The organism is Lamprobacter sp. (assembly GCF_034860625.1).
GTDB lineage: Bacteria > Pseudomonadota > Gammaproteobacteria > Chromatiales > Chromatiaceae > Lamprobacter.
Map to the genome: position 1 here is coordinate 1 of NZ_JAYESN010000077.1, position 20,801 is coordinate 20,801.

Sequence of the window (20,801 nt, forward strand, 5' to 3'; positions counted from 1 at the left end):
ACAGCCCTCTCAACTCAACCCCAGGCCTAGACAGGCAGACTAGCAGCACACAGCCGAGGGCGAATCAGAGGCCTTCCACTAGAATCAGCATGGATATCAGCTCGGATATCTGCACTGATCGACCGCCTGGCCGTCACCGCTGACGGTCGAATCGCATCGAACCATGCACCACGATTTTGCCTTATCAAGAAGCGCCGATCTCAGAGGAGATTGCTCGGCGCATCCTCTGTTTACCGCTCTATCACTCGCTAACGGAGCAAGCGATGGAGCGTGTCATCAAGATCATTCGCGGTTAACGCACTGGCATTCAGCCAAGCAACCATGGCCGATCGGTCGTGCTCCAGATCTGTTATTAAATGATATTCAATGATTATAAATCAGCAACTTGCTGGCTAACCCAACAGATTTGGAGCACTACCATTTTTTGGAGGTTAGTGCAGGCCAACGCCAGCTAAGACAGCAACTCGCACTCTAAGCCTAGCCGCGGAGCCCACTTAGTAAAACTTTGGTAATCAAGCACTGCTACAGAGTCTATGTCTGCCAAGGCAATGCGTCCCTTGATTTTCGCATTGAGGCTGGTGCGGATGCTGCTTATGTGAACGCGAAGGTTATCCGGCAGCCCAAGCGCAATGATTAGGGTCAGCGATTTTCGCGTCTTCGCGAATGTGGGCAGGTCGGCGGCTAGCTGCTTGCCTTTTAGGGTGTTAGCCTGCATCGCCAGTAGCATCAGCAGGCTGTCCGTGACCTTGTCGACGAGCGTCGTAAAGCGATGGGGCGCGGCCTCCTTGCTGCGCGGCACCAAGTCAGTCGCCGCAAGCGCTGAGCGTAGGTTGCGGTAGTCGCGTATTTCCAACAGGCAGAGCCTGGAGTCGTGGTACCAGGCGAAATCCATCTCTTTGAGCGCCTGCCCGCACAAAGCGCGATAGGCGTCCAGGTCTTGGAAACGAAAATGCTGGCCTGGCGGAAAACCAAGCCTGAGGCCTGACTCTTGCTGAGCGTGCGCCGTCACAGTCCGAGGTCGATCCGTACGTCTTCGTCGAATAGCTGCATGGATTGTTCGATGATGGGGTTGTCAGGGAGTCCGTCAGCGAGTCGGGTGCTCTGCCCAATGACCTCGCCCTGTGAATCACGCCTCAAGTCGAGCAGGGTGTCGTCGCTTTGCTTGGCGTCGCGCGCAAGCTGTTCGAGGCGTTTCATCAGAAAGTAGCTGTGGGTGGTGGCATAGACCTGGATGCCCGCGCGGGCATATTCGAACAGCATTTCCGCGAAGCGCACGACGGCCTTTGGATGGAGGTTGGTTTCGGGCTCATCGACGAAGAGCAGACAGCCGCCTGTTGGCGTTAGGCGACGATTACGCATGAGTCGGTGCAGGATGCCGATCTTTTTGATGCCCTCTGCGGTTTGGTGCATGTTGTAACGCTCATTGCCCCGCTTAAACCAGATCCCGTTGGCGTCCATCTCAACCTCTCCGCCACAGGTGACGCCGTCAAGCTGCTTGACAGCCTTTTCGACATTGCGCTGCCATCGCCCGGCCGTGGTTGGCTGGCGGAAGTCTTGCATGAGGTCGTAGTAGGTATCGTCAAAGGCGGCGATTTCTTGTGACTCTCGGGTGGCGACGATGGCATCGAAGATCGACAGGATCTCTTTCGGCGGTAGATAGTTCGCCCGCGTTCCCTTGAGGGCTGAGAGTCCATCGCTATGCAATTGCAGGATCTTGCTTGTGGTGTCTTTACCGAACTCAAAGCGGAGTGAGCCGTTGTCGTGCCAGCCAACCCGGACGTTAAGTCGGTAGTTGCCACCGCGGCTGACCAACCGACCAAGCTCGAGCTTTTGCGGCAGAAAGACCCAACGTAGCTTGGTCGCAAGGACGGCGGACAGGTCAACCGGGTCAGGGCCTTGCGCTTTTTTCCAACACTCCTCGGCCGACCGAGACACGGCGTACAAGAGCTTGAGCAGATGCGTCTTGCCGGTGTCGTTTTCTCCGATAATCAGGTTGAGCCTGCCATGATCGCGCCACTCGAGTGGTTGTTTGAAAATGGCAAAACCTTCAAGCGTCAGGTTGTTAATCAACAGTCGCTCCAGGGCGGCTAGCCGAGCTTGCGATCGTTGCAGGCTTGCAAACGCCTGATCGCAGGTGGATCAAAGAAATGCCCATTGCATCGCCGTACCCATCGCTAAATCCTGATGCACTCGCCGCCCAAGCAGGCTGTCGAAGTGTTTCGGCTTCGATAGCGCCGGTGCTTGGATTGATCCAGAGAGCGTGCTCAGCGCCTTCGCGCTTGAGATAACATCCGGCCTGGCGTAAGCGCTTCTCCAAAAGCCGTCGCTTCATGCAATGGTCAAGGGCTGGCGTAGCGCCTCGGCGGGCAAGCCTCGCAGACAGTCTTCAAGCCGATCTTCAACCAGCAGCTTGACCGCCGCACGCAAACTTTCCCGAGCCTCGTCGATGGTTTCTCCCTGTCCGTTCGCGCCGGGAAACTCTGGACAGACCGCCCAATAGCCGCCTTCAGGCGCGGATTCGATGATCGCGGTGACTTCACCTTTCATGACTGATCAACCCTCTTATGCTTGGCTGCAACGCACAGGAGCGGTTGCCTCGTCGCGCTGATGTCTGATCATGCCGTCTCCGGATTCCCACTGATGTCTATTTGGCTCCGGCTTCTGAGATCGCCAGAGCATACCGCCGCTCGCGCCACTCAACAAACGCCGGATAGCGCGCATTATCCACCACCCGCAGCAGATCGAACTGCTCGGCAAGCGACAACTCGGCATCCAACCGGCTATCCAGCAGCCGACGGCGCGGGTAGAAGGTCTCTTCACCCGCCTGCGCTTGGCCTTGTTCGGCACTGGTTGGATAGGTATCGACGAACCAGCGGCAGAGTTCATGCGTGGCCTCGGCCTGGGCCAAGACCTCGCCGCTGAGCTTGTGCAGCGCGAGCTCGCCGAAGGCGGTGTCGAGTGCCGCGAACAGGATCTGCAGCCCAGTGCCAGCGGGCGCTTCGGGGCGCGCATAGAAGCCCCAGAACGCGGTGCCTTGGGCGGGGTCGAGGTCGGTGAAGTAGACCACGCCTTGGGCGGTGCCGCTGTCGTCTTGGTACAGATACCAGCGCCGGCTGGGGTCTTGCCGCAGGCGCTGGAACCAGGTGCAGTGCTCGTCGAGGCTGATCTCATGTTGGCTAACCATGGCCCGGCGCACGGCGGGGGTGTTGCGCCAGGGTAGGATCAGCTCAAGGTCGGCTTCGGTGAGCGGGTGCAGGGTCATGACGATCGGCTTAGGCTGCAGCTCTATCCTGCAAGCGCTGGCAAGTGATCACAAACGCATGATCGGCCTCGTACTGAGTCAGGTCGATATCGCGCATTACCTGCAGTCCATGCTCCAGGCTGAGCCTGTCGAGAAGGAGCGCGAGCAAGGGATCACCCTCGTCGAGCACGCGAGGGCCGCCAATGAGGCTCGCCAGCTGCCCGCCTGCGCCCTTGGCTAGAGCATCGGCCAAGATTTCGTAGGCTTGCTCAGAGCGTTGCATCAACCAGGGGGCTGACACCAAGAGATCCCATTTCCAGACGCGCTCTGGGAAATGAAAAAGACCAAAGAGCCTGAAAGCGCCGTATTGCTTGGCAAGCTGCGCCTCCAGTTGTTGGAAACGCGCTAAGGTATCTTGGTCCATAGTGCCTCCAGTAACGATTTTCCAGCGCTGATGGCGAAGCAACACCTCGGCATCGGCCAGTGTTTCGACGGCGATGGTGCGCAGTGTCTGCCGGCTGATCATGGGCCAGGCTCCATTAGCATGGTTTGCACGATCCGCTGCGTGCCTTGTCCGTCAACCAGTCGGACGCTGGCCAGCGATAGGTGCTGACGTTGCTCGGGGAAAAACATTTGGATTCCGCCGCCGCTGGTTTGCTCAAAGGCCCGAAAAATAGGCGATGCAAACTCGGTGACGGTGAAACAGAAGGCCCAGTCGCCCTGTTGCAGGCGTTGGAGTCCGGCTTGCAGATCAGTGGCCTGGACAAAGGGTGCGGTGGCATAGAGACAGCAGACGGCTTCGAGCGACCAACCTTGGGCTAAGGCCCATTGAGTGGCGTGGGCGATGACCTCGGTGGTGCCTGCATGGTCGTTGGCAAGCTCGGCCGGTCGTCGGAAGGGGACTTCAGCGCCCTGGGCTTCAGCGACGGCGGCGATCTCGTCATCATCGGTGGAGACGATGATGTGCTCGAACAGCGCTGATGCTTGAGCCGCGGCAATCGACCAAGCCATCATCGGCTTGCCGCAGAAGTCGCGGATGTTCTTGCGCGGGATGCGTTTGCTGCCGCCGCGGGCGGGGATGATGCAGAGGTTCGTGGTTGTTCGCGTTGGCGGATCGGGAAAGGTTCCACTATAAGGATTCCCAAATGGAGCCCAGCGGCAACGCCAATCCCGGTAACAACTCGGCATCGCGCAGTTCTGATGGCGCTTGCAGGCAGATCGGCTCGGCCTGCGGCGCGTAGCGCCAGACCTGCCGCTCCTCGGGCAGGATCAGCCAGCCGAGCCGGACCCCGTTGTCGCACCATTCCCCCAGCTTGGCATGCAATGCGTCGGCGGTATCGCTGGGTGAGGCCAGTTCGATGATCACATCCGGGGCCAGGGGCAGGAACTGGCGCTTTTGCTGCGCGCTCAGCTCGGCGAGTCGCGAGCGCAGCACCCAGGCCAGATCCGGCGAGCGCATGGCGCCGTTGGGCAGCAGAAAGCCGGTGGAGGAGTCGAAGACGCGACCGCGCCCGTCGGTGGCGGCCCAGTTGCCGAAGTGGCGGTTCAGCTCCGCATTTCTCGCGCCCGTCTCGGCGCCGGTCGGTGGCATGATGACGAGGTCTCCCTGTGACGAGCGTTCAATGCGGAGCGTACGGTTGGCCTGACAGAGCGCAAACAGCCAGTCGTCATCGCGCGGAGACTCCGACGGTAGCCGCAGATCGAGTCGGGCAGGCATTGGCGTGAACCCGTCCAGCGCTGGTGGCGGTGACCGTTGCGAGCGCGGCGGTGCGGGGGCGTGCAGGGAGTGGTGGACTGGCATGTTCGGCTCTGCTGTTGTCGGTGAAGGGCGCTGTTTGCGGGATCAGGGATCAGCCATCGGGCTTGAAGTCAGCCTCTCAGATCAGGGACTCGTCGTGGCGGTTGCTGGTGGAGCACGGCGACAACCTGATTTTGCTCCGACTCGCTGAGGGTTGGGAACAGCGGCAGACGGATGGCGCGCTCATAATAGGCTTCCGCGACAGGACAATTGCGCACGGGCACATCGGGTTGCAGCGTCGCTAGGAGTGATCGGACCAGGGCGTGAAAGCCGATGTCGACCTTTGCACAGAGCGGTGTGGTTGACACTCAAATCACGCAGCGATTCGCTGGGGTTGAGCTTTGGGTTCTGGATAGGGACGATTCATCGTTGCACAAGCTTCTAGCCAAGAAGCCATGGCCGCGTTCATTTCGTGCAAGGCTTCTTGCTGGGTGTCGCCAAATGCGGAACAGCCTGGCAAATCCGGGGCGATGGCAATGAAACCCTCGTCTTCATCGCTCCAGAAAATCTCCACGAGGTATCTATTGGCCGGATTCATACTTTTCCACCATTTCGATCAATTGCCTGGCTTGATAGGGCTTGATGTAACCCGCCCGGTTCTGAAAATTCAGCAGGACCGGCTCGCCAACACGGCCATAGGTTTGATGTGAGCCTTGCCCGCCCTGGCATTCAAATCCCAACGCCTCGGCAATGCGGCAAGCATCCTCGAATCGGACTGCCTTTGGGTTGGCCCGTAACGCAGCAATGCGCTTGTCCCGCTTCATAACTGACCTCGCCGCAGGTAGCCATCCGGCGCCACGCTGATCAGCAGCTTGTGATCAATCTGCTTGTCGATCTCGAACTCCGGGTGGGTCTTGAGGTACGCATGGACGGCGGTCTTGGGGTTGTCCCCCGGACCCCAGGGGCGGTCGGGGAACAGGTCCTCGGGCAGGTCTTCGATGATGGTATCAAAGACGACGCAGTAGCTGCCGGGGGTGACCAGCGGCGCGTAGGCCTCAAGCTCGGCGAGGACGTGGGCTGGTGGTTGGAGTCGAGGCAGACCAGGATGCGCTCATAGCCCAGAGCCGCCGTCTGCACCTGCTCGATGATCTCGGGAGCGATGGAGGAGCCTTGGATCATTTGGATGCGGTTGGCCATCGGGTGGGCTTCGATGGCTTCGCGGTTGTGGGCGCGGATGTCGATGCCGATGACCTGGCGCTTGGGGTGCGCTGGGTCGAGCGTTTCGCCCTGCTCCGCGGCTTCGCAGTAGTCCAGCAGCGCGAGCATGGAGGCGCTGAAGATCAGCGAGCCGCCGTGGGCGATGCCGGACTCGATGATCAGATCAGGCTTGGCCTGCCAGATCAGTTCCTGCATCGCGAAGATGTCTTGCGGGTATTGGATGATCGGGCGGCCTTGCCAGAAGAAGTTGTAGGAATACTTCGGCAAGGTGGATACCTGCATGAAGGCTTGGCCAGCGGCGATCAGGCTCTGATTGTATTCAGCGGCCTGTAGTCTTTCTTGGACTTCTTGTTCAAATTCCGTCATGTTCGATTCCCATGGGGTCATCGTGTCCACCCGACATCGCTTTACTGTCGTCAGCGTCGATGGAGTTTATGATCGACTTGCGGTTTTGGAAGATCGGAAAGTCGCGCTGTTCATAGAGCAGGGTTTCAGGCACTGCCATGTTGAAAGTCTCGGTCGGGGATGCCCAGCACACAGGGCGGATCGAAGCGGTTGTCCAGCCGCGCACCAAAGTGCAGGAGGTCTCGGCGACCGTATTCATCGGCAATCTGCTCGGCCAGTTGGCGAACAGTGATCGGCACCCCGGAGCAGATGTTGATGGCGCCTTGGCGCTCACCGAGGGCGACGGCGGCGATACGCTCGCCCGCCTCGCGCACATCAAGAAAGTCACGAATCTGCCGGCCGCTGGTGAGTTCGGCCGGCTCGCCAGCGGACAGGCGCGCGTGCAGATGAGGCACCAGCCGGCGCGGGTCCTCGCCTTCGCCGTAGAGGTAGAACAAGCGGCACCAGGCGAACCCGATGCCCGCCGCTGGCAGCAGTTGGCTCAGCAACTGGAAGGTCGAGGCCTTGGCGGCGGCATAGAGGGTGCCAGGCCGCAAGGACGTCCCCGTGCTGAGGACGCGCGCTTGAACATCATATTCAAAGCAGGTGCCGATGCCGATAAAGCGCCGTCCGCCGTTGCATTGGAAGGCTTGCGCAAGGCGCAGCGTGCCGTTCAGGCAGTCGAGATTGCGTTCGGAGGTCAGGTATTGACCGGGCTCGGCGTGCAGAGAATGCGAGAGTTCATCACGATGGCGGCCTTTCCCAAGCTCAAGCGACCCGCAGTTCTGGGCGCTTGCCAAGGCTGTGAAGTACGGTTTCCAAGGCCGGGATTTGGCCTTGATCGGCGGCGCTCAGGATGCGTTGAGCCTCGTTGTCATTCACACCCAGCCGCAGCGCGAGGTCCGTGCGGCTGATGCCCTGCTCGCGCATGGTGAGATAGAGCGCGGCTTTCATCGCGGTGGCAATCGGGACGGCAACCCACGCTTCTCCGGCTTCTGGGTCACTCGCTGGCGGGATCGGCAGACCATCCTGGATGCGCATCTCGATCGCGGCCTGGAGTGCGCCCTCGGCTTCGGCAATGGCGTGCGCTCGTGTATCGCCCTGCGTCACGACCTCGGGCAGGTCACGACTGGTAACGACGAATCCACCGTCCGGATCGGCGGTGAATTGAACAGCGTAAGAAAAGATGTCCATCGTGCTATGAGAGATCAGCGGTGGTGAGATCAAGCTGTTTCAGCATCGCGTGCAGCGTGCCGGTTTTAAGCTCATCTTTCAGATTGCGCACAACGGTGCGCCGATCGGCCAATTTTAGGACGCCGTGGGAGCCTTTGCCCATCTCAGGATGCCAGGAGTAGCTCAAATCGCGTTCTTTGGCGAGTTTGCGCACGCGTTTCAAGAATTCCGCTCCGGTCATGGTCACGCAAGCTGCAATTTCGGGACAGCCGTGACGAAGCATGTACCGCGCTCGGCGAGGTCGGCAAGTTGCGCCTTGACCTCGTCGGCGATATTCCAGGGCAGGATCAACACCTCATCCGGCGGGTCATCGCGCAGGGCGGTGGGCGGGCGGATGGGGATGTGGCTGCCGGGCAAGGTACTTGCCCTGTTTGACCGGGGCGGCGTCGCAGACGTAGGGTAGCAGGTCGTTCTTGACGCGGTTGGCGCGTGGTTGGAAGGCCCGGTAGCTGGCCAGGTCCAGCAGGCCTTGGGTCTGTTCGGTGGCGAGCAGGTCGGCGACTGCCGGGGTGGTCTGGCGCGGGTCGTCGGCGTGGATGCCGTAGACGCGCAGGCTGCCGCCGTGGGTGGACAGTTGCTCGACATCCCAGAGGCGCAGGTCCTGGGCTTGCAGGATGCGCTGGACGGCGTGCAGCGAGAGGTAGGAGAAGTGCTCGTGGTAGACGGTGCCGAACTGGTTGTACGCGATCAGCTGCAGCAGGTGCGGGAATTCAAGGGTGAGGGTACCGCCAGGCTTGAGCGCCGCCTTGAGGCCGGCGGTGAAGTCGTTGATGTCGGGCACATGGGCGTAGACGTTGTTGCCGATGATGAGGTCGGCTTGCTGGCCTTGTGCGGAGAGTTCTTGGCCGAGGGCGCTGCCGAAGAACTCGCGTCGCACCGGGATGCCTTGGGCTTCAGCGGCAGCGGCAGCGGCAGCGGCAGCGGCAGCGGCAGCGGCGACGAAGTCTTGGGTTTGCACCAGCCAGCAGTGGTCGCAGACGAAGAGCTTGAGCGGGTAGCTGATCTCGGGGCGCTTGAGGCTATGCCACACACCTGATCGAGGCCGGTGTCGATCTACTGGAGGTCCAGAAGATCCTCGGTCATCACTCCATCCTCACCACCGCCCGCTACACCCACCTCACCGAACAGGCCAACGGCAACGCCGAGCAGGCGATCAATGCCTTGATGGGCGGCTTCTCCATCGACTGGAGGGGCGTGAAATGATCCTGCTCTCCTCCCTCATCGCGACCTTCGAGGCCGACTACCTCGCCCAGTATGGCGCGACGAGCCTACCCAGCCAGCTCAGGGCCTTGGAGGCCATGAAGTGCTGCCGTACCTCGGCCAGCCCCCGGATGCGCGTGCAGTGCGAGGACTGCGGCCATACCGAGTTCATCCCGCATTCCTGTGGCCATCGCGCCTGTCCGCACTGTCAGCACCATGAGAGTCAGCAATGGATCGAGCGTCAGCTCGCCAAGCAGGTGCCGGGGAGCTATTTCCTCGTGACCTTCACCGTGCCCGAGGCGCTGCGCCCGTTGGTGTGGTCCAACCAAAAGGCGCTCTATGATCAGCTCATCCGTGCGAGCTGGGAGACGGTGCGCACCTTCACGCGCAACGATTCACAGCTCCAGGGCGAGGCCGGGGCGATTGCGGTGCTCCATACGCATTCGCGCCGCCTCGACTTCCATCCCCATGTCCATCTGGTGATGCCGGCCGCGGCGATCGATCCGGACAAAAAGCGGTGGCGCACCAAACGTGGCAAGCGCGGCTATCTGTTCAATCATAAGGCGCTCGCGAAGGTCTTCCGCGCCAAGCTGCTCGCGGCGATCAGCGCCGAGGGATTGACCCTCCCGAGCGGCCTGCCGGGTACCTGGGTTGTCGACTGCAAGAACGTCGGTCGCGGCGAGAAGGCGCTGGTCTATCTCGGGCGTTACCTCTATCGGGGTGTCATTCAGGAGAAAGACATCGTCGCCTGCGAGAACGGCCAGGTCACCTTCCGCTACCGCGATGCCAAGAGCGAGCGTCTGCAGTACCGCACCCTACCGGGGGCGCGCTTCCTCGCTCTGGTGCTCCAGCATGTCCTGCCCAAGGGCTTCCGGCGCACTCGCAACGATGGCTTTCTCCACCCCAACAGCAAACGCCTCATCGCGGTGCTGCAGTGGCTTTTCGGGCTCGATCCGAAGCGCTTCATCGCTCAGCTCAAACCCCGGCCACGGCTGAAGTGTCCCTGCTGTGAGGCTGACATGCTCGTCGTGCAAACAGGCTTGCCACCGCGCTCACTCCAACCTCCCCTGGCTCTAACCCTCGAGACGGCGGAGACCGTGGCCATGTAACCGCGCCCGAAAGACCAACTTCCGAGCTACGGCTTCCAACGGTCGAGGGTGGCGCTCGCCTGACATTCAGGCACAATGCCCTCTCTGGCCACCGTTGGGCACCCGCTTGACGGCCATGGCGGCTTGACAGCCACCGCACGCCATTGCCACGTCGACCTCCGGGGCTCCCCGGCCCCTCGGCCTCGAAAAGCTATTTTCTAGGCCCCTCCACACCTCCACACCTCCACGATTCCGGGCTCGTCCAACAAACGGTTCAGATCGTCGCTCGCTTCGCTCGGACGATCTAACCTTATTCGTTAGGCCGGCTACTCAGTTGCAATGTCGCTCGGGCCTTGAGCTAACGGACAAAACACGCTTGCGTCGTTACGCAACCTACTCTCAGAACCACTTCAAATGTCCGTCATCGAGCGGCGCTCGCCCTTTTGATCGGAGGGTATCGATTCCTACCTGCCTGCATTCTGTGACCCAGAACTCGGTCGTCCGAAGGGCGCGATCCAGCCTCTCAGCCGTGTTGGCCGCCCTACGCTTCTCCCTGGGTTCCTCCAAGTCGACCAGCAGGGGAGCCTGTGCAAAGTGGATGTCGCGGTAGAATGCCGCAGAGATCAGATACAAAGCAGCGACCTCCACGGTGACTAGGCGCTCCTGCTCCGAATCCGGCAACGGAAAACCCTCTATCGGGGTTGGCATTAGGATCGATGCGTCAGGGTTTAGAAGCGCTCTGCCGGCAAAAGGCCGACGATTATCGCGCAGTCTTAGGAGCAACTCGAAGAGCCGCTCACCTCGGTTCAGAACTTCCTTAGCCGCCGCATCTGCCGTCTCTGGGCTGGTACTCCCGAGTCGGTGGACCACCTCTTCATCCGTCAGGTTACTCATCGAATTGCCTCCAACACATGCTGTCGCCAACAGCGATACAGCGCAGGCGGACAAGAGTCCCCTACTTCGTCCAGACTTCTTGACTTGCATTTGGATCATGCCAAGCTCGATTTGGTGGGTCTGAGTGCTCGCTTGTCTCGAGTCCGCCCAGCCCGGTTACCTCAGTTACCTTACCCGTCGAATCCACCTTAGATACCGTCACACTGTGCACGACCTCGCCATTTTGGTCACGGTAGACAAGAACGTCGCCCGGCTGTGGGGCACTTGTTTTCGTGAATCCGCCCCCCGCGAGGAGCGGATCTACTTGATCGTTGTCAATCCAGTATTGCCCATCGGTGAACGTTACTCCGTGACAGTCCGTGTCCATTCTCTTATCCGGAACGATGCTGCCGGTTGACGGATCCCGGAGCCCATGTGACTTGTAGGCTGTGATGGTCGAACCATTTTGAAGTTCAAGTTCATACTTGTCCACGACAAACACATCACCCGGCGCCCCAGCGTGTTGGACGCCAAAAGGTCCAGCCGTCTTCCTCGCCAGGGGATCGCCGTTGGGGTCGAGCTTAAAGGCGCGCAGCCCCCTGCGGGGTGGCGGATGCGAGGGTGCACATGCTTGGACTTGGCAGTTCGGTGGCGAAGTGCCGAAACGCGATTCGATGGCCTTCTTGTCCCTTGAAAGGAGATCGCCAAGCCAACTCATGCTTGCGCCTCTAGCTGCTTTCGGGACAGGCTATGCCCGTCGCCGATTCCTCTGGCTGTTGAATGGCCGTATGAAACAAGACATCTGCTCTGGCCCGAGGGTTTGGGATTCTCGGACTATTGAGGATGTCTCTCGCCCATGGACAATGGCCGTCGAAGTCGCGCCCGAAAGCAAACACTAAGTCAACATATATGGCGATGTCCTGCTCAGCGGCAAGGCCATACGCCTGTGCGCGCCCAATGGCGTACCGAACTGCCGCTTGTGCCCCGTCATCACCGAGCATGGCGACGTTCTTTGGAAAGAACTCTCGAACGTGCGTAAGCAGGCGGTGCTCATAGCGTTCGAGCATGCCCTGCTCCATAGCCGCCAGCTGGTCTTTCCGTAGCATTAGCATCAGATGCCTCCGGAGAGCTACAAGGCCTCACGGCCTAACGCCATGCTCAGCCGGGCCGGTTGAGCGAGAGCGAAACCGGCTTCGGCTGGAGCACAAGGTTAGGCGATTAATGTGGTACGTCCCTGTTTTTCTTACGAATAATCGCTCGAATGACCAAAGAAAACCAAGAAAAGGGCCGAAAACAAAATGAGCAGCATCTACAAAAAAGACAGCGCGCTCACCCCGTTTTGCCTCGTCTAGACGTGGCTCTAACTTGTTGATTCTAAATTCTTCTTGTTCTACTGGATCGGCTTTTGATGGGATCGATCCAACTTTACGGGGGGCCATTCCCAGTGAGTGCAAGAACGGTCCCACAACACCGTGGCTGCGCTTCAGTCCGGTGAGTTCCTCGATCTTGAAGATGGCCTCGTTGATTGTTCTTGGCGGCTGCTCACGAAAATATGCTGCAAGTAGCCCCCGATGCTGCTCTAAATCGCTGACAGGAGTGTGGAAGTTGAATTCTAGGAGCTTCTCTAATCCACCGGTCTGATACAGTCGAAAATAATTGCGCATGGTCCCTTGCGAAATGCCTACCGTTTCGCAAATTTCCCAATGTGGATGATTCTGGCATTTGAACCACAGAACATCTAGGCGTTTGCGGACTCTAGGGTTAGGGTGTTCTCGGCGTAAAACCTTTATTGTTTCTCGATCTTCAGCGGACACTTGAACGTGAATCATTCGACTACCTCAGAATTAAATGCTGGAATGTGCTAGCATTATAACGATTCTGGTAGCTTAGACGCTACCCCTAAGACTTGATATGAAGAAAAAACTCAAAAAGTGGCTATACGAAGTATAATTCCAACCTACGCTGCTATCAAAAAACAGAGAATAAAGGATCTAATGCTGCAACAAACACACCTGCACCAATGTATAAAAAAGGGGGAGATAAATAAAGTATTATAAAATAATAAAAACAGATAGCGGCAGAATAAACAATGATGTTAGCGAACCACTCTCTAATGCGAGATGGTAATATCATGCTAATAGCAAAACTACATCCTATAAGCAATATTGCTGCAAAGTAAATAGCTGCAAAACTTATATTTAAAAAACAATACAAACTCGTCGCAGGGTAAAGTATTAATTCTGTAAAATGATTTAAATGCTCATAATATACTTTAAGTCGCGGAACCATTAAGTCAAGCCAGCTACCCAAAATATCCATATTTACCAGAAAAGAAACACAAAAAATTATCAAAGAAAGTGAAATAGGAAGAGGTACATCTGGCTCTTCTATTTCTTCAGATTTCCAAGGAGAGTGCTTACCATCTCGATAGTACCTCATTCGACGACCAGTACTGGGGTCTCTATGAATGGCGCCGTATTCTCGAGCCATATAAAACTTCTTATCGATCTTTGTCAGCCTAACGCCATGCTCAGCCGAGCCGGTTGAGCGAGAGCGAAACCGGCTTCGGCTGGAGCACCGTGTTAGGCGATTTCGTTGGTTCAATTCGATTCCTCAGAATTAAATCGACCCTGGCTCCTTTGATTACCCTTTAATTTAAAGATTAGATTTAACCACGCCCGTTTAGATTTCATCGTTGGCATATAAAATTAGAGACGGATCGCATTACGTTGCTCGAGTAGTCTTGCCATCTTCCGTCCACAGTTGTGTATCGTACCTCTGTCTGTGACTCGAAGGAACCCTCGCGCAGCAATCGATACTGGGATGCATTGCAGTCAACTTCTACTCTAGCATAAGACGTATTCGGATCTATCATGTCAAATACACGCTTTTTTTTCGTTACGCGAAATGAATTCATATCAATATAAACAGCGTTATATTGATCGTTATTCGATTCAGTTCCGGGCACTTGCTGCCAGTTAGGATTCAACAACACAAGCGTTTCAGAATGCGCAAGCGATACAAATACAAATAACGAACTTAATAAATACCCATTGCCTAGATTTCTCTTTAGGTTTTTCATCTTCTCGCCTAATATATATTTATAGAGACGCGAATGTTTATGTGAGTTGAAACCCTGACATTTCAAATGCACGAAAGTTTTCCGCTACAATTCATGTTGGTGTGCTTTCAGGCCTTGATCATCCCTTGGTCCACCTGCTGCGGCTAGCCCAAGAGCAGCAGATCAAGAGTCTGATTTTACTGACTTAAAGAGGCCATTGTTGACTGCTAGGCTAGGTATTGGACCAGGCGATGATCAATGCCTGCTTTCATATGTGCTCAGGGATTTAACTTCATCCGTCATATTTAATTTGAGAGGATTAGCGACGATCACAACGTTTGTGGATTGCATAAGCTTTGCCGTTCCAGCGCCAAACGGGAAAACAAGTACCGGGTCCACCTATTTCGATATCGGGATAACCCATGCTTTTAGTATCTAAAATTCTGTAGACTCCGGTAAAACCAAAATTGTCTTTCCAATTTCCTTTTTTATCCTTTATGAGCAGAGAAAGATTGCCGGAGTGTCCATAGCAAAGACTAGGTACATGCACGAAAACCTCAGGCGTTCCATCAGTGTTTAAATCCTTAACCTCTATTTCCGGTTTTGTAGGTCGATCACATGCATCAAATATTTTCCCGTTGCGCTCGGTTAACCCTGCTGCCGAATAAATCTCTTTCAGTTCACTTGGCGTTAATGAACGCGTCTCATGACCAAATGCTGTAAGGGGCAAAAACTGTACTGCCGCCAAAATTTCGAACAAAAAAATCAGGCAAAGATTGTGCTTTTTCACTTTTAATCCTCTTCGTAGTTTTTTAACGGATTTTGCGAGGCGCAAATAGCGCAGAATACCCAACGATGAGCAGCTGAAGCACATCCCTTTGTGGCCATTCGCTCGATCAGCCGTCCAGTTGAAAACTGATTGCTGCATCCGCCAAGGCAGGACAAATCACCTAACGCGATGATCACCTCAACCGTTTGACCGGAAGTAACACCGGCTTCGACTGAAACACCGTGTCCGACGATCAATAAGGAGTTGGCATACAACCTGGCATCAAATTCATCAAGGTTCCTTTAATTCCTTGCCTAACTCCACTTAACTTTGACTCGATAGCCTTCGTTGCGTAAAAATCTACTAATTGTGATGACGCCTATCCCCAAGAAAGGACACAAGGCCAATTAGTATATAAAGATTTCTAAATCGCTTACTCTCGTTACGCAATTCGCTTATCCAATACTTCCATAACCAGCCCTTTTAAGGTGCATAAAAGCAACATTTAAAATCAGCGACTTACGATTCCATGTGAATCTGCCGGTCACCGAACCACGCGATCCGTCGCAAGCACCTTGACGAAGAATCAGGGGCTTGCAGTCAGGTGAATTTCGTCACCTTAAAAGGGCTGCTTCCATAACTTGCGAAGCGACAACGCGCTCCAATTCCGCAATTTCATCATCGTTCATTTCTTGTCTCCGAGTCCATATGTGAGCTAACGAAAAAGCATCAGCCGGCCAAAAAAAAAGCGCCCGGCTGAACTTCCAGCAAACCCCCGAGCTAGGCGGCGCTATTTGGCTCCGCTGTATGCGATCGTTAGGCGATTGATTCAGAGTTAGATGCAGCTTGCTAATTAAACTCACCCAAACCCATAAGTTTAATCTACTCATCCGATTTATAACCAAAAATAACACTATTGCCTTCTATTTCAATTGATTCTTTATAATCTTCGTTGTCACATTCTTCGCTACATAAAGATTCTGCTTCAGTAATTAGCCATCTAATTTCCTTTTTTCTCCCCTTTCTTTGAACAAACCTAAAGAAAATCCATGGTAAAATACAGACCAAAGGCATGACAACGAACAGATTTAAAATCGACCCCAATCCTTCATCGTGAGGTAGAGGAGATATCAAAACAACTGCTTCAAACAACGGCCATAAAAAACTAGAGGAAAAGTTATCTAAATCAAATTCTACAAATACAAAACCTATCAAATATATAAATGCTAATATCCACCAGAAGTAATAGCTTCCTGCAATCGCGCTAATCCTTCCCGTCATGCGTACCCATGAGCCATTAGTTTTGTTTTTGAAAAATACAGTCCATCGTTTCTTGCCATTTGGCCGCGAAATATCTACATGAGAAATAACATCACCCATGGCAAAGTTTAAATCCCCATCTTCTAATACAAAGGTTTCGTCATAGTTAGTGCCGTCTGATTTTTCGTGCCGCAAAACAAAACGCACATAATCAGTGTGTTCCACGCTAGTAGATACTCTTGGCCCGCTATAGTCATAGCGCCCTCCACCGGTAGACGTTGTTGTAACTTTTGTTCTGGTGAACCCCCTAACATCAATAACAGTGCCTGTTGCACAATTGGCAACATAGTTTTTTGAGTTAATCATGTGTACTCCTCTCGTACTCTAACGCCAAGCTCAGCCGAGCCGGTTGAGCGAGAGCGAAACCGGCTTCGGCTGGAGCAACTCGTTAGACACTTTCGTGGGTTTGATTCAATTCCTGAGAATTAAATCGACCCTGGCCCCTTTAATTCCCTGGCCCCTTTAATTCCTGTAAACAAAACTTTCTTCTTTATTTTGAATAAAGATTATTGAGCCAGTTGCCTCAATTTTAATTGCTTCTTTTTTATCATTATATAAAGCATTCAATTCAAGATAAAAACGTTCAAGAATTTTTTGAAGTTCTTTTGCTTGTTTGCTAATGTGATCCCAGTTTACGTTTATACTTTCATCTGATAGATTTGATAAAGTTAAAACATGAAGCAACAAGTCTTTTGACCAAGAAAGCAGCTCGTTGCTTTTTAAATCACTATTTTTTAGTAAAAATTCATATTCACGCACAGAAGAGCAGTCGTTTTTTTCAGATAATTGTATAGACAATTTCTGAGCATTAGAATCAAAATGAAATAATATGCAATTTATTGCATTATGGTTTTTGGTCTGCTCTAAGACATAGTCCTCTAATTTTTTGTAATTTTCGCTGCCAATCTCTTTATAAAAAGAATCTGTTCTTCCGATGTTTTTTGCGTAAAATTCAATATTTTTATTAGTTCCATTACTATAAGATCTATTAACTGCTCTTTCTATTTCAGCAATTACAAGTCTCTCGGAGTCAAATCCTAAATTTTGCTTTACCGTTTGTTGTATATTTGGATGTAAACCTTCAACCGTACTGTTTTTTATCTGAAAAAGATCTTCAAAGTCTTTATAAAGAAAAAATTTATCAGAAACAAGACTTAAAGCCCAAATTAAAACTAAAGTAACACCTATTTTTACTCTATGTCTTCTAATAATTAATCGGTACTGTCTTCTAAACAGAAGCCCAGATGAAGCTAAAGAAATCAAAAAGGTTATCACGCTTACCATGTTGTCATTTTGCTATAATCTTTCTAGTTTTTTTGATAAAAGTCCAGTGCGTCAATTAATGAATTTTTCGCCCAAGAAAGCAGATGCTTGTTTATTAAGTCACTGTCTTTTCTTTCCTGTGTTATATTCATAGTGGGAGAACAATCATCTTTTTCAGATAGCCTTATAAAAAGTTTTTTAAACTCCGAATGATAAATAATACATTTTAAATTGTCATATTGTGTTTTTTGAATTATATTTAAAGTATAGCTTTCTAATTTTTTATAATTATCTGATCCAATTTTTATGTAAAATGCGTTTGTTCTTCCAACTTTCTTTGTTTTTTCAATAGCTTCACTAGTTCCATCACTATATTTATTAGTTATTGTAACTCTGTATTCATTTGTCGTAATTCTAAGATTATTATTTTCTTCAGAAGAAATTGCAGCGGGAGCTGGCAAGCAAAATAAACTAATAACAACTATTTTTAGTATTTTCATTTAAATTCTCTTCTCTGATTACAAGTAGTACTCAATGCTGATACGAAAAAAATTTACTGTGTCGACTGGGTTCGCTATGAACTATTTATTGGTGAATAACCCCCTTGCTTTGCGCTGCACGCAGCCAATCAGGAAACTCTTGAAGCAACCGATCATAAAGTTGACTTTCGGTTAGATTGCGCAGGTCGTCGATAGCGAAAAACCCGCAATTATCTACAATTCGACCAGTCATGGTATCAAGCTGCTCCAAAACACCGTAATTTCGGCCTCCAATTCCCATGAACTGCCAGAAAATCGGATATCGCGCACCTTCACGCATGAGGCGGGTAATCTCTTGGTTTTGATAGATGCCCCCATCACTGACGAAAAGCACATAAGCAGGAGGTGCTTGGGGATCACGGCGGTACTCATTAATAACTTCCTGTATCACACAAGGTTCGTTGTTCCCGCCGCCAACATTCCACTGTCTCCAACCACCATGAATAGTATTTATATAAGCGCGGATATTACCAAGAACCGCGCAATCGAGCCGCCGTGATCTGTCAGCAAAAGCCCAGACATCGAGACTGCCGTCGTCATCAAAATGCAGAGCTAGGGGTAACACACGATCAAGGAGTTCTTGAACGCGCCCGTTATCATATTGATGGTACATCGAGCCGCTAACATCCAAAACCAGGCCAACTCGCGCACATAGTCCCTGCAAACCCTGCTTTTCCAAACTCAGCCGTGCTGTTTTAACCAAGTTAACCAGTTGTGGTGCTTGTTTTTCGACCCGCTTCTCCAAAGACAGATGCGCAGATTCTTGTTTCGGTGGAGGCATCACCGGTGGCTGAGAACATTCATCTTCAGCAATCTCGCCGCCGAAGTGACGCACTAAAGCGTCTAAACCCCCGTTAAACCCCTGTCCCGTTGCACTCAGTCGCCAAATTCCGCTCTTGCGGTAGACCTCAGCGAGCATCAGTGCGCGCTCGTCGGCAAAATCGCTGCTATGTAGCGCGATGGTGGCTTTGATCTGACCTTGTTCGATCAGACATAGACGCCCAGAGGTTAGTTGGCGCATGGTTCCAGCTCCGTCAACAGCTGCTACGAAGATCAATCGATCAATAGCTAGAGGTAGCTGATCCAACGCAAGTTTGAAACCTGTCCCAAAGCTCGCTGGACTTGTAAGCTGCACGCCACCGCAAGGTGTTCGTGGTTGATTAAAGAAGGTCATGTAGCGTTCATCAGAAAGTCGAACGCTAGCATCGACACCGAAGCATGAGACATCGATAACGATTCCTTGAAGATCAATGCCAACTTCAAATTTCATCGATGACACTAATTCCGGAAGTGCTACCCGTTGTCCTTTCTTCAGTTGCATCTCGAGTTCTCACATAAATTTTTGACAATAAATCGCTTAAAAACTTTTAAGTAACTTTTCTATTTTTTTTATCCTGTCAATATAATCACTTCTAAGAGTTTCGACTCCAATTGAAGTATAAGAATTTTCAATATGCTTTTTTCTTTTTAAAAGAGTTTCCTCTGCATCTAATCCGTCTTTTTTATTTTTCGTTTTTGGGTTAGCGCCATTCTTTAAAAGCAAAAAAACAACATCTGGCTGAAGCTTGTCAATTGCCAAATTTAAAATTGTTTTTCCATCATTGTAATGAAAATCAGATTTTTGACATGGTTTATTAAGATTTGGTATTTTCTTGAGAAGCAAATAAATTTCATCTTGGTTTCTTTCGATCATTCCGCCCCTGCATATCAATTCAAACGCATTTGTTTCATGAGATATATCTCTTGGAAAAGATGGGTTGCTGATTACAGATAACAAAATTACTGCCAATAAATTTTTCATTAAACTGTCTATAAACATGTTGACCTCAATTATTTTTCGTTTAAAAATGAGAAAATAACTTCTCTAAATGCTCGTTTGCCAACACTGAAAATGTTGTATTTTTTTGATAAATGTGCCCTTTCTTATCATTTATGATAGCGGTGCCGCTTTTATCTCTTAATTGAACTCCGTATGTACCGTTACCGTTATCCCAATAATGATCATGACTTCCGCTATCAACTCCAGATTTGCTTTCGCTTACTAGCAAATGTTTACGACCTTGGTTATCTACACCAAATTTAAACCATAAACCTGATATGCCTTTCTTTGCAGTTTGCCACGATACCGACATAGTATTTTCTTCCCCGTATTTTGTGTTTTTACTACGGCTTGACGCCCAACCGACGGCGAGCACCGCGATTACTTGAGTACTGCATTCTTGCCTAACGACCAAGCTCAGCCGCCCCGCGCTGGCACGGAGCTGAAGGAAACCAACCAAGGCCGACGCGCGGGGTCGGCTGAAGCAGCTTGTTAGGCTAATTTCTGGAGCGAAATATGTGGAAAGACATTACTTCATATTCACAATCCGATGAAGACCGCACTCCTACAACATGGTGCGCGTCTTCACCGCCTTTGAAATTAATAGTGACGTGCGGCCATCGAGATTATGCTCCGGGGTGGGTCATGCACTGTTATGCGGTCGGCATAGACACTTTGCCACTCGATGGGTGCCTATCACTAGATGACGCTAAGAAAACCGCCATTGAAGTAGTGCATAAACGGATAATGGTTTTTTCTGCTAGCGCAAAATCTCTTTCCGCCTAACAACAGGATCTCAGCCAAGGCTTTGGTGAGGTCTTCCTGCCCGATGCCTTGGCACGCAAGTGGCCCAATGCGCCCAAAGAGTGGATCTGGCAGTATCTGTTCCCCAGTGGCCGGCTGTCAGTCGATCCACGTAGCGGCAAGACGCGACGGCATCATGTTCATGAGAATGGCTTGCAGAAGGCGATCAAGGCGGCAGCCCAGCGCGCGGGGATCAACAAGAAGGTCAACTGCCACGGCTTGCGCCGTTCCTTTGCAACCCATCTGTTGGA

Annotated in this window: 29 protein-coding genes and 3 pseudogenes; 3 read left to right on the plus strand and 29 right to left on the minus strand. The window is 52.6% G+C overall.

Features of this window, described 5'->3' with window-relative positions; translation table 11 throughout:
- Positions 1–451 precede the first annotated feature (451 nt).
- From VBE63_RS17440 to VBE63_RS17520, 17 genes and pseudogenes are all read right to left on the minus strand, one after another.
- Positions 452–892: a hypothetical protein gene (locus VBE63_RS17440; RefSeq protein WP_323684293.1), complete on the minus strand. Its 441-nt coding sequence runs from the start codon at positions 890–892 to the stop codon at positions 452–454.
- Between the two features lie 113 nt (positions 893–1,005).
- On the minus strand, positions 1,006–2,070 hold the full coding sequence (locus tag VBE63_RS17445; RefSeq protein WP_323684294.1) for an AAA family ATPase: 1,065 nt from the start codon (positions 2,068–2,070) through the stop codon (positions 1,006–1,008).
- A 258-nt stretch (positions 2,071–2,328) separates the two neighbouring features.
- A complete protein-coding gene (locus VBE63_RS17450; protein WP_323684295.1) occupies positions 2,329–2,547 on the minus strand; it encodes a type II toxin-antitoxin system HicB family antitoxin in 219 nt (72 codons plus the stop codon).
- Positions 2,548–2,644: 97 nt separating this feature from the next.
- Positions 2,645–3,262, minus strand: a complete 618-nt coding sequence (gene pseH, locus VBE63_RS17455) for a UDP-4-amino-4,6-dideoxy-N-acetyl-beta-L-altrosamine N-acetyltransferase (protein WP_323684296.1) — start codon at positions 3,260–3,262, stop codon at positions 2,645–2,647.
- 10 nt (positions 3,263–3,272) lie between these two features.
- Entirely contained in the window at positions 3,273–3,767 is a 495-nt protein-coding gene (locus VBE63_RS17460) for a hypothetical protein (RefSeq protein WP_323684297.1), read from the minus strand.
- Positions 3,764–4,429 carry a pseudaminic acid cytidylyltransferase gene (gene pseF / locus VBE63_RS17465; RefSeq protein WP_323684298.1) on the minus strand — a complete coding sequence of 222 codons (666 nt, stop codon included), beginning with the start codon at positions 4,427–4,429 and terminating at the stop codon, positions 3,764–3,766. Before pseF ends, VBE63_RS17460 begins: the two co-directional genes overlap by 4 nt.
- The gene (locus VBE63_RS17470; protein ID WP_323684299.1) at positions 4,371–4,958 is read right to left on the minus strand and encodes a Uma2 family endonuclease; all 588 of its coding nucleotides are present in this window, start codon (positions 4,956–4,958) and stop codon (positions 4,371–4,373) included. Before VBE63_RS17470 ends, pseF begins: the two co-directional genes overlap by 59 nt.
- 152 nt (positions 4,959–5,110) lie before the next feature.
- On the minus strand, positions 5,111–5,347 hold the full coding sequence (locus VBE63_RS17475) for a DegT/DnrJ/EryC1/StrS family aminotransferase (RefSeq protein ID WP_323684300.1): 237 nt from the start codon (positions 5,345–5,347) through the stop codon (positions 5,111–5,113).
- 5 nt (positions 5,348–5,352) lie between these two features.
- A complete protein-coding gene (locus tag VBE63_RS17480; protein ID WP_323684301.1) occupies positions 5,353–5,577 on the minus strand; it encodes a type II toxin-antitoxin system HicB family antitoxin in 225 nt (74 codons plus the stop codon).
- Entirely contained in the window at positions 5,561–5,803 is a 243-nt protein-coding gene (locus VBE63_RS17485) for a type II toxin-antitoxin system HicA family toxin (protein WP_323684302.1), read from the minus strand. Before VBE63_RS17485 ends, VBE63_RS17480 begins: the two co-directional genes overlap by 17 nt.
- Positions 5,800–6,584, minus strand: a pseudogene (locus VBE63_RS17490) (cephalosporin hydroxylase family protein). The gene VBE63_RS17485 and the pseudogene VBE63_RS17490 overlap by 4 nt, the downstream one beginning before the upstream one ends.
- Positions 6,550–6,702 (minus strand): hypothetical protein, encoded by a 153-nt coding sequence (locus VBE63_RS17495; protein WP_323684303.1) that lies wholly within the window; start codon positions 6,700–6,702, stop codon positions 6,550–6,552. Before VBE63_RS17495 ends, VBE63_RS17490 begins: the two are co-directional and overlap by 35 nt.
- The gene (locus VBE63_RS17500) at positions 6,689–7,381 is read right to left on the minus strand and encodes an NAD(P)-dependent oxidoreductase (RefSeq protein ID WP_323684304.1); all 693 of its coding nucleotides are present in this window, start codon (positions 7,379–7,381) and stop codon (positions 6,689–6,691) included. The genes VBE63_RS17495 and VBE63_RS17500 overlap by 14 nt, the downstream gene beginning before the upstream one ends.
- The gene (locus VBE63_RS17505; protein ID WP_323684305.1) at positions 7,350–7,775 is read right to left on the minus strand and encodes a type II toxin-antitoxin system HicB family antitoxin; all 426 of its coding nucleotides are present in this window, start codon (positions 7,773–7,775) and stop codon (positions 7,350–7,352) included. The genes VBE63_RS17500 and VBE63_RS17505 overlap by 32 nt, the downstream gene beginning before the upstream one ends.
- Positions 7,776–7,779: 4 nt before the next feature.
- The gene (locus tag VBE63_RS17510) at positions 7,780–8,037 is read right to left on the minus strand and encodes a type II toxin-antitoxin system HicA family toxin (RefSeq protein WP_323684306.1); all 258 of its coding nucleotides are present in this window, start codon (positions 8,035–8,037) and stop codon (positions 7,780–7,782) included.
- Positions 7,998–8,171, minus strand: coding sequence for a hypothetical protein (locus VBE63_RS17515; protein WP_323684307.1), 174 nt, complete (start codon positions 8,169–8,171; stop codon positions 7,998–8,000). Before VBE63_RS17515 ends, VBE63_RS17510 begins: the two co-directional genes overlap by 40 nt.
- Complete coding sequence (locus tag VBE63_RS17520) at positions 8,122–8,844, minus strand: methyltransferase domain-containing protein (RefSeq protein WP_323684308.1); 723 nt, start codon at positions 8,842–8,844, stop codon at positions 8,122–8,124. The genes VBE63_RS17515 and VBE63_RS17520 overlap by 50 nt, the downstream gene beginning before the upstream one ends.
- 41 nt (positions 8,845–8,885) lie before the next feature.
- Between VBE63_RS17520 and VBE63_RS31465 the strand changes: the two genes are divergently transcribed.
- Together VBE63_RS31465 and VBE63_RS17525 are read left to right on the plus strand one after the other, a co-directional pair.
- The gene (locus tag VBE63_RS31465) at positions 8,886–9,017 is read left to right on the plus strand and encodes a hypothetical protein (protein ID WP_416274578.1); all 132 of its coding nucleotides are present in this window, start codon (positions 8,886–8,888) and stop codon (positions 9,015–9,017) included.
- On the plus strand, positions 9,014–10,123 hold the full coding sequence (locus VBE63_RS17525; RefSeq protein WP_323684309.1) for an IS91 family transposase: 1,110 nt from the start codon (positions 9,014–9,016) through the stop codon (positions 10,121–10,123). The genes VBE63_RS31465 and VBE63_RS17525 overlap by 4 nt, the downstream gene beginning before the upstream one ends.
- A 378-nt stretch (positions 10,124–10,501) precedes the next feature.
- On the opposite strand, the gene VBE63_RS17530 is transcribed toward VBE63_RS17525, so the two are convergent.
- The 12 genes and pseudogenes from VBE63_RS17530 to VBE63_RS17585 all read right to left on the minus strand — a co-directional run bounded on the left by VBE63_RS17530 (position 10,502) and on the right by VBE63_RS17585 (position 20,122).
- Entirely contained in the window at positions 10,502–10,996 is a 495-nt protein-coding gene (locus VBE63_RS17530) for a hypothetical protein (protein WP_323684310.1), read from the minus strand.
- Positions 10,997–11,703: 707 nt separating this feature from the next.
- Positions 11,704–12,042, minus strand: coding sequence for a hypothetical protein (locus VBE63_RS17535; protein WP_323684311.1), 339 nt, complete (start codon positions 12,040–12,042; stop codon positions 11,704–11,706).
- Between the two features lie 174 nt (positions 12,043–12,216).
- A pseudogene (locus tag VBE63_RS17540) lies at positions 12,217–12,804 on the minus strand (helix-turn-helix domain-containing protein); the annotation flags it as partial.
- A 139-nt stretch (positions 12,805–12,943) separates the two neighbouring features.
- Positions 12,944–13,465: a hypothetical protein gene (locus VBE63_RS17545; protein WP_323684313.1), complete on the minus strand. Its 522-nt coding sequence runs from the start codon at positions 13,463–13,465 to the stop codon at positions 12,944–12,946.
- 890 nt (positions 13,466–14,355) lie between these two features.
- A complete protein-coding gene (locus tag VBE63_RS17550; RefSeq protein ID WP_323684314.1) occupies positions 14,356–14,826 on the minus strand; it encodes a hypothetical protein in 471 nt (156 codons plus the stop codon).
- 2 nt (positions 14,827–14,828) lie between these two features.
- Positions 14,829–15,080: a hypothetical protein gene (locus VBE63_RS17555; protein WP_323684315.1), complete on the minus strand. Its 252-nt coding sequence runs from the start codon at positions 15,078–15,080 to the stop codon at positions 14,829–14,831.
- Between the two features lie 607 nt (positions 15,081–15,687).
- Positions 15,688–16,431, minus strand: coding sequence for a hypothetical protein (locus VBE63_RS17560; protein ID WP_323684316.1), 744 nt, complete (start codon positions 16,429–16,431; stop codon positions 15,688–15,690).
- Positions 16,432–16,587: 156 nt separating this feature from the next.
- On the minus strand, positions 16,588–17,409 hold the full coding sequence (locus VBE63_RS17565) for a hypothetical protein (protein WP_323684317.1): 822 nt from the start codon (positions 17,407–17,409) through the stop codon (positions 16,588–16,590).
- Between the two features lie 23 nt (positions 17,410–17,432).
- Complete coding sequence (locus VBE63_RS17570) at positions 17,433–17,888, minus strand: hypothetical protein (RefSeq protein WP_323684318.1); 456 nt, start codon at positions 17,886–17,888, stop codon at positions 17,433–17,435.
- An 85-nt stretch (positions 17,889–17,973) separates the two neighbouring features.
- Positions 17,974–19,248: a VWA domain-containing protein gene (locus VBE63_RS17575; protein WP_323684319.1), complete on the minus strand. Its 1,275-nt coding sequence runs from the start codon at positions 19,246–19,248 to the stop codon at positions 17,974–17,976.
- Between the two features lie 36 nt (positions 19,249–19,284).
- Entirely contained in the window at positions 19,285–19,746 is a 462-nt protein-coding gene (locus VBE63_RS17580; RefSeq protein ID WP_323684320.1) for a hypothetical protein, read from the minus strand.
- Between the two features lie 22 nt (positions 19,747–19,768).
- Positions 19,769–20,122 carry a hypothetical protein gene (locus VBE63_RS17585; protein WP_323684321.1) on the minus strand — a complete coding sequence of 118 codons (354 nt, stop codon included), beginning with the start codon at positions 20,120–20,122 and terminating at the stop codon, positions 19,769–19,771.
- A 410-nt stretch (positions 20,123–20,532) separates the two neighbouring features.
- Between VBE63_RS17585 and VBE63_RS17590 the strand changes: the two are divergent.
- Positions 20,533–20,801, plus strand: a pseudogene (locus tag VBE63_RS17590) (tyrosine-type recombinase/integrase); the annotation flags it as partial.

Coding starts and splice junctions, on each gene's coding strand:
- VBE63_RS17440 (WP_323684293.1), bottom strand. CDS start 892: ATGGATTTCGCCTGGTACCACGACTCCAGGCTCTGCCTGTTGGAAATA.
- VBE63_RS17450 (WP_323684295.1), bottom strand. CDS start 2,547: ATGAAAGGTGAAGTCACCGCGATCATCGAATCCGCGCCTGAAGGCGGC.
- pseH (WP_323684296.1), bottom strand. CDS start 3,262: ATGACCCTGCACCCGCTCACCGAAGCCGACCTTGAGCTGATCCTACCC.
- VBE63_RS17460 (WP_323684297.1), bottom strand. CDS start 3,767: ATGATCAGCCGGCAGACACTGCGCACCATCGCCGTCGAAACACTGGCC.
- pseF (WP_323684298.1), bottom strand. CDS start 4,429: ATGCCGAGTTGTTACCGGGATTGGCGTTGCCGCTGGGCTCCATTTGGG.
- VBE63_RS17470 (WP_323684299.1), bottom strand. CDS start 4,958: ATGCCTGCCCGACTCGATCTGCGGCTACCGTCGGAGTCTCCGCGCGAT.
- VBE63_RS17480 (WP_323684301.1), bottom strand. CDS start 5,577: ATGAATCCGGCCAATAGATACCTCGTGGAGATTTTCTGGAGCGATGAA.
- VBE63_RS17485 (WP_323684302.1), bottom strand. CDS start 5,803: ATGAAGCGGGACAAGCGCATTGCTGCGTTACGGGCCAACCCAAAGGCA.
- VBE63_RS17495 (WP_323684303.1), bottom strand. CDS start 6,702: ATGGCAGTGCCTGAAACCCTGCTCTATGAACAGCGCGACTTTCCGATC.
- VBE63_RS17505 (WP_323684305.1), bottom strand. CDS start 7,775: ATGGACATCTTTTCTTACGCTGTTCAATTCACCGCCGATCCGGACGGT.
- VBE63_RS17510 (WP_323684306.1), bottom strand. CDS start 8,037: ATGCTTCGTCACGGCTGTCCCGAAATTGCAGCTTGCGTGACCATGACC.
- VBE63_RS17525 (WP_323684309.1), top strand. CDS start 9,014: ATGATCCTGCTCTCCTCCCTCATCGCGACCTTCGAGGCCGACTACCTC.
- VBE63_RS17530 (WP_323684310.1), bottom strand. CDS start 10,996: ATGAGTAACCTGACGGATGAAGAGGTGGTCCACCGACTCGGGAGTACC.
- VBE63_RS17535 (WP_323684311.1), bottom strand. CDS start 12,042: ATGCTCGAACGCTATGAGCACCGCCTGCTTACGCACGTTCGAGAGTTC.
- VBE63_RS17545 (WP_323684313.1), bottom strand. CDS start 13,465: ATGGCTCGAGAATACGGCGCCATTCATAGAGACCCCAGTACTGGTCGT.
- VBE63_RS17560 (WP_323684316.1), bottom strand. CDS start 16,431: ATGATTAACTCAAAAAACTATGTTGCCAATTGTGCAACAGGCACTGTT.
- VBE63_RS17565 (WP_323684317.1), bottom strand. CDS start 17,409: ATGGTAAGCGTGATAACCTTTTTGATTTCTTTAGCTTCATCTGGGCTT.
- VBE63_RS17570 (WP_323684318.1), bottom strand. CDS start 17,888: ATGAAAATACTAAAAATAGTTGTTATTAGTTTATTTTGCTTGCCAGCT.
- VBE63_RS17575 (WP_323684319.1), bottom strand. CDS start 19,248: ATGCAACTGAAGAAAGGACAACGGGTAGCACTTCCGGAATTAGTGTCA.
- VBE63_RS17580 (WP_323684320.1), bottom strand. CDS start 19,746: ATGTTTATAGACAGTTTAATGAAAAATTTATTGGCAGTAATTTTGTTA.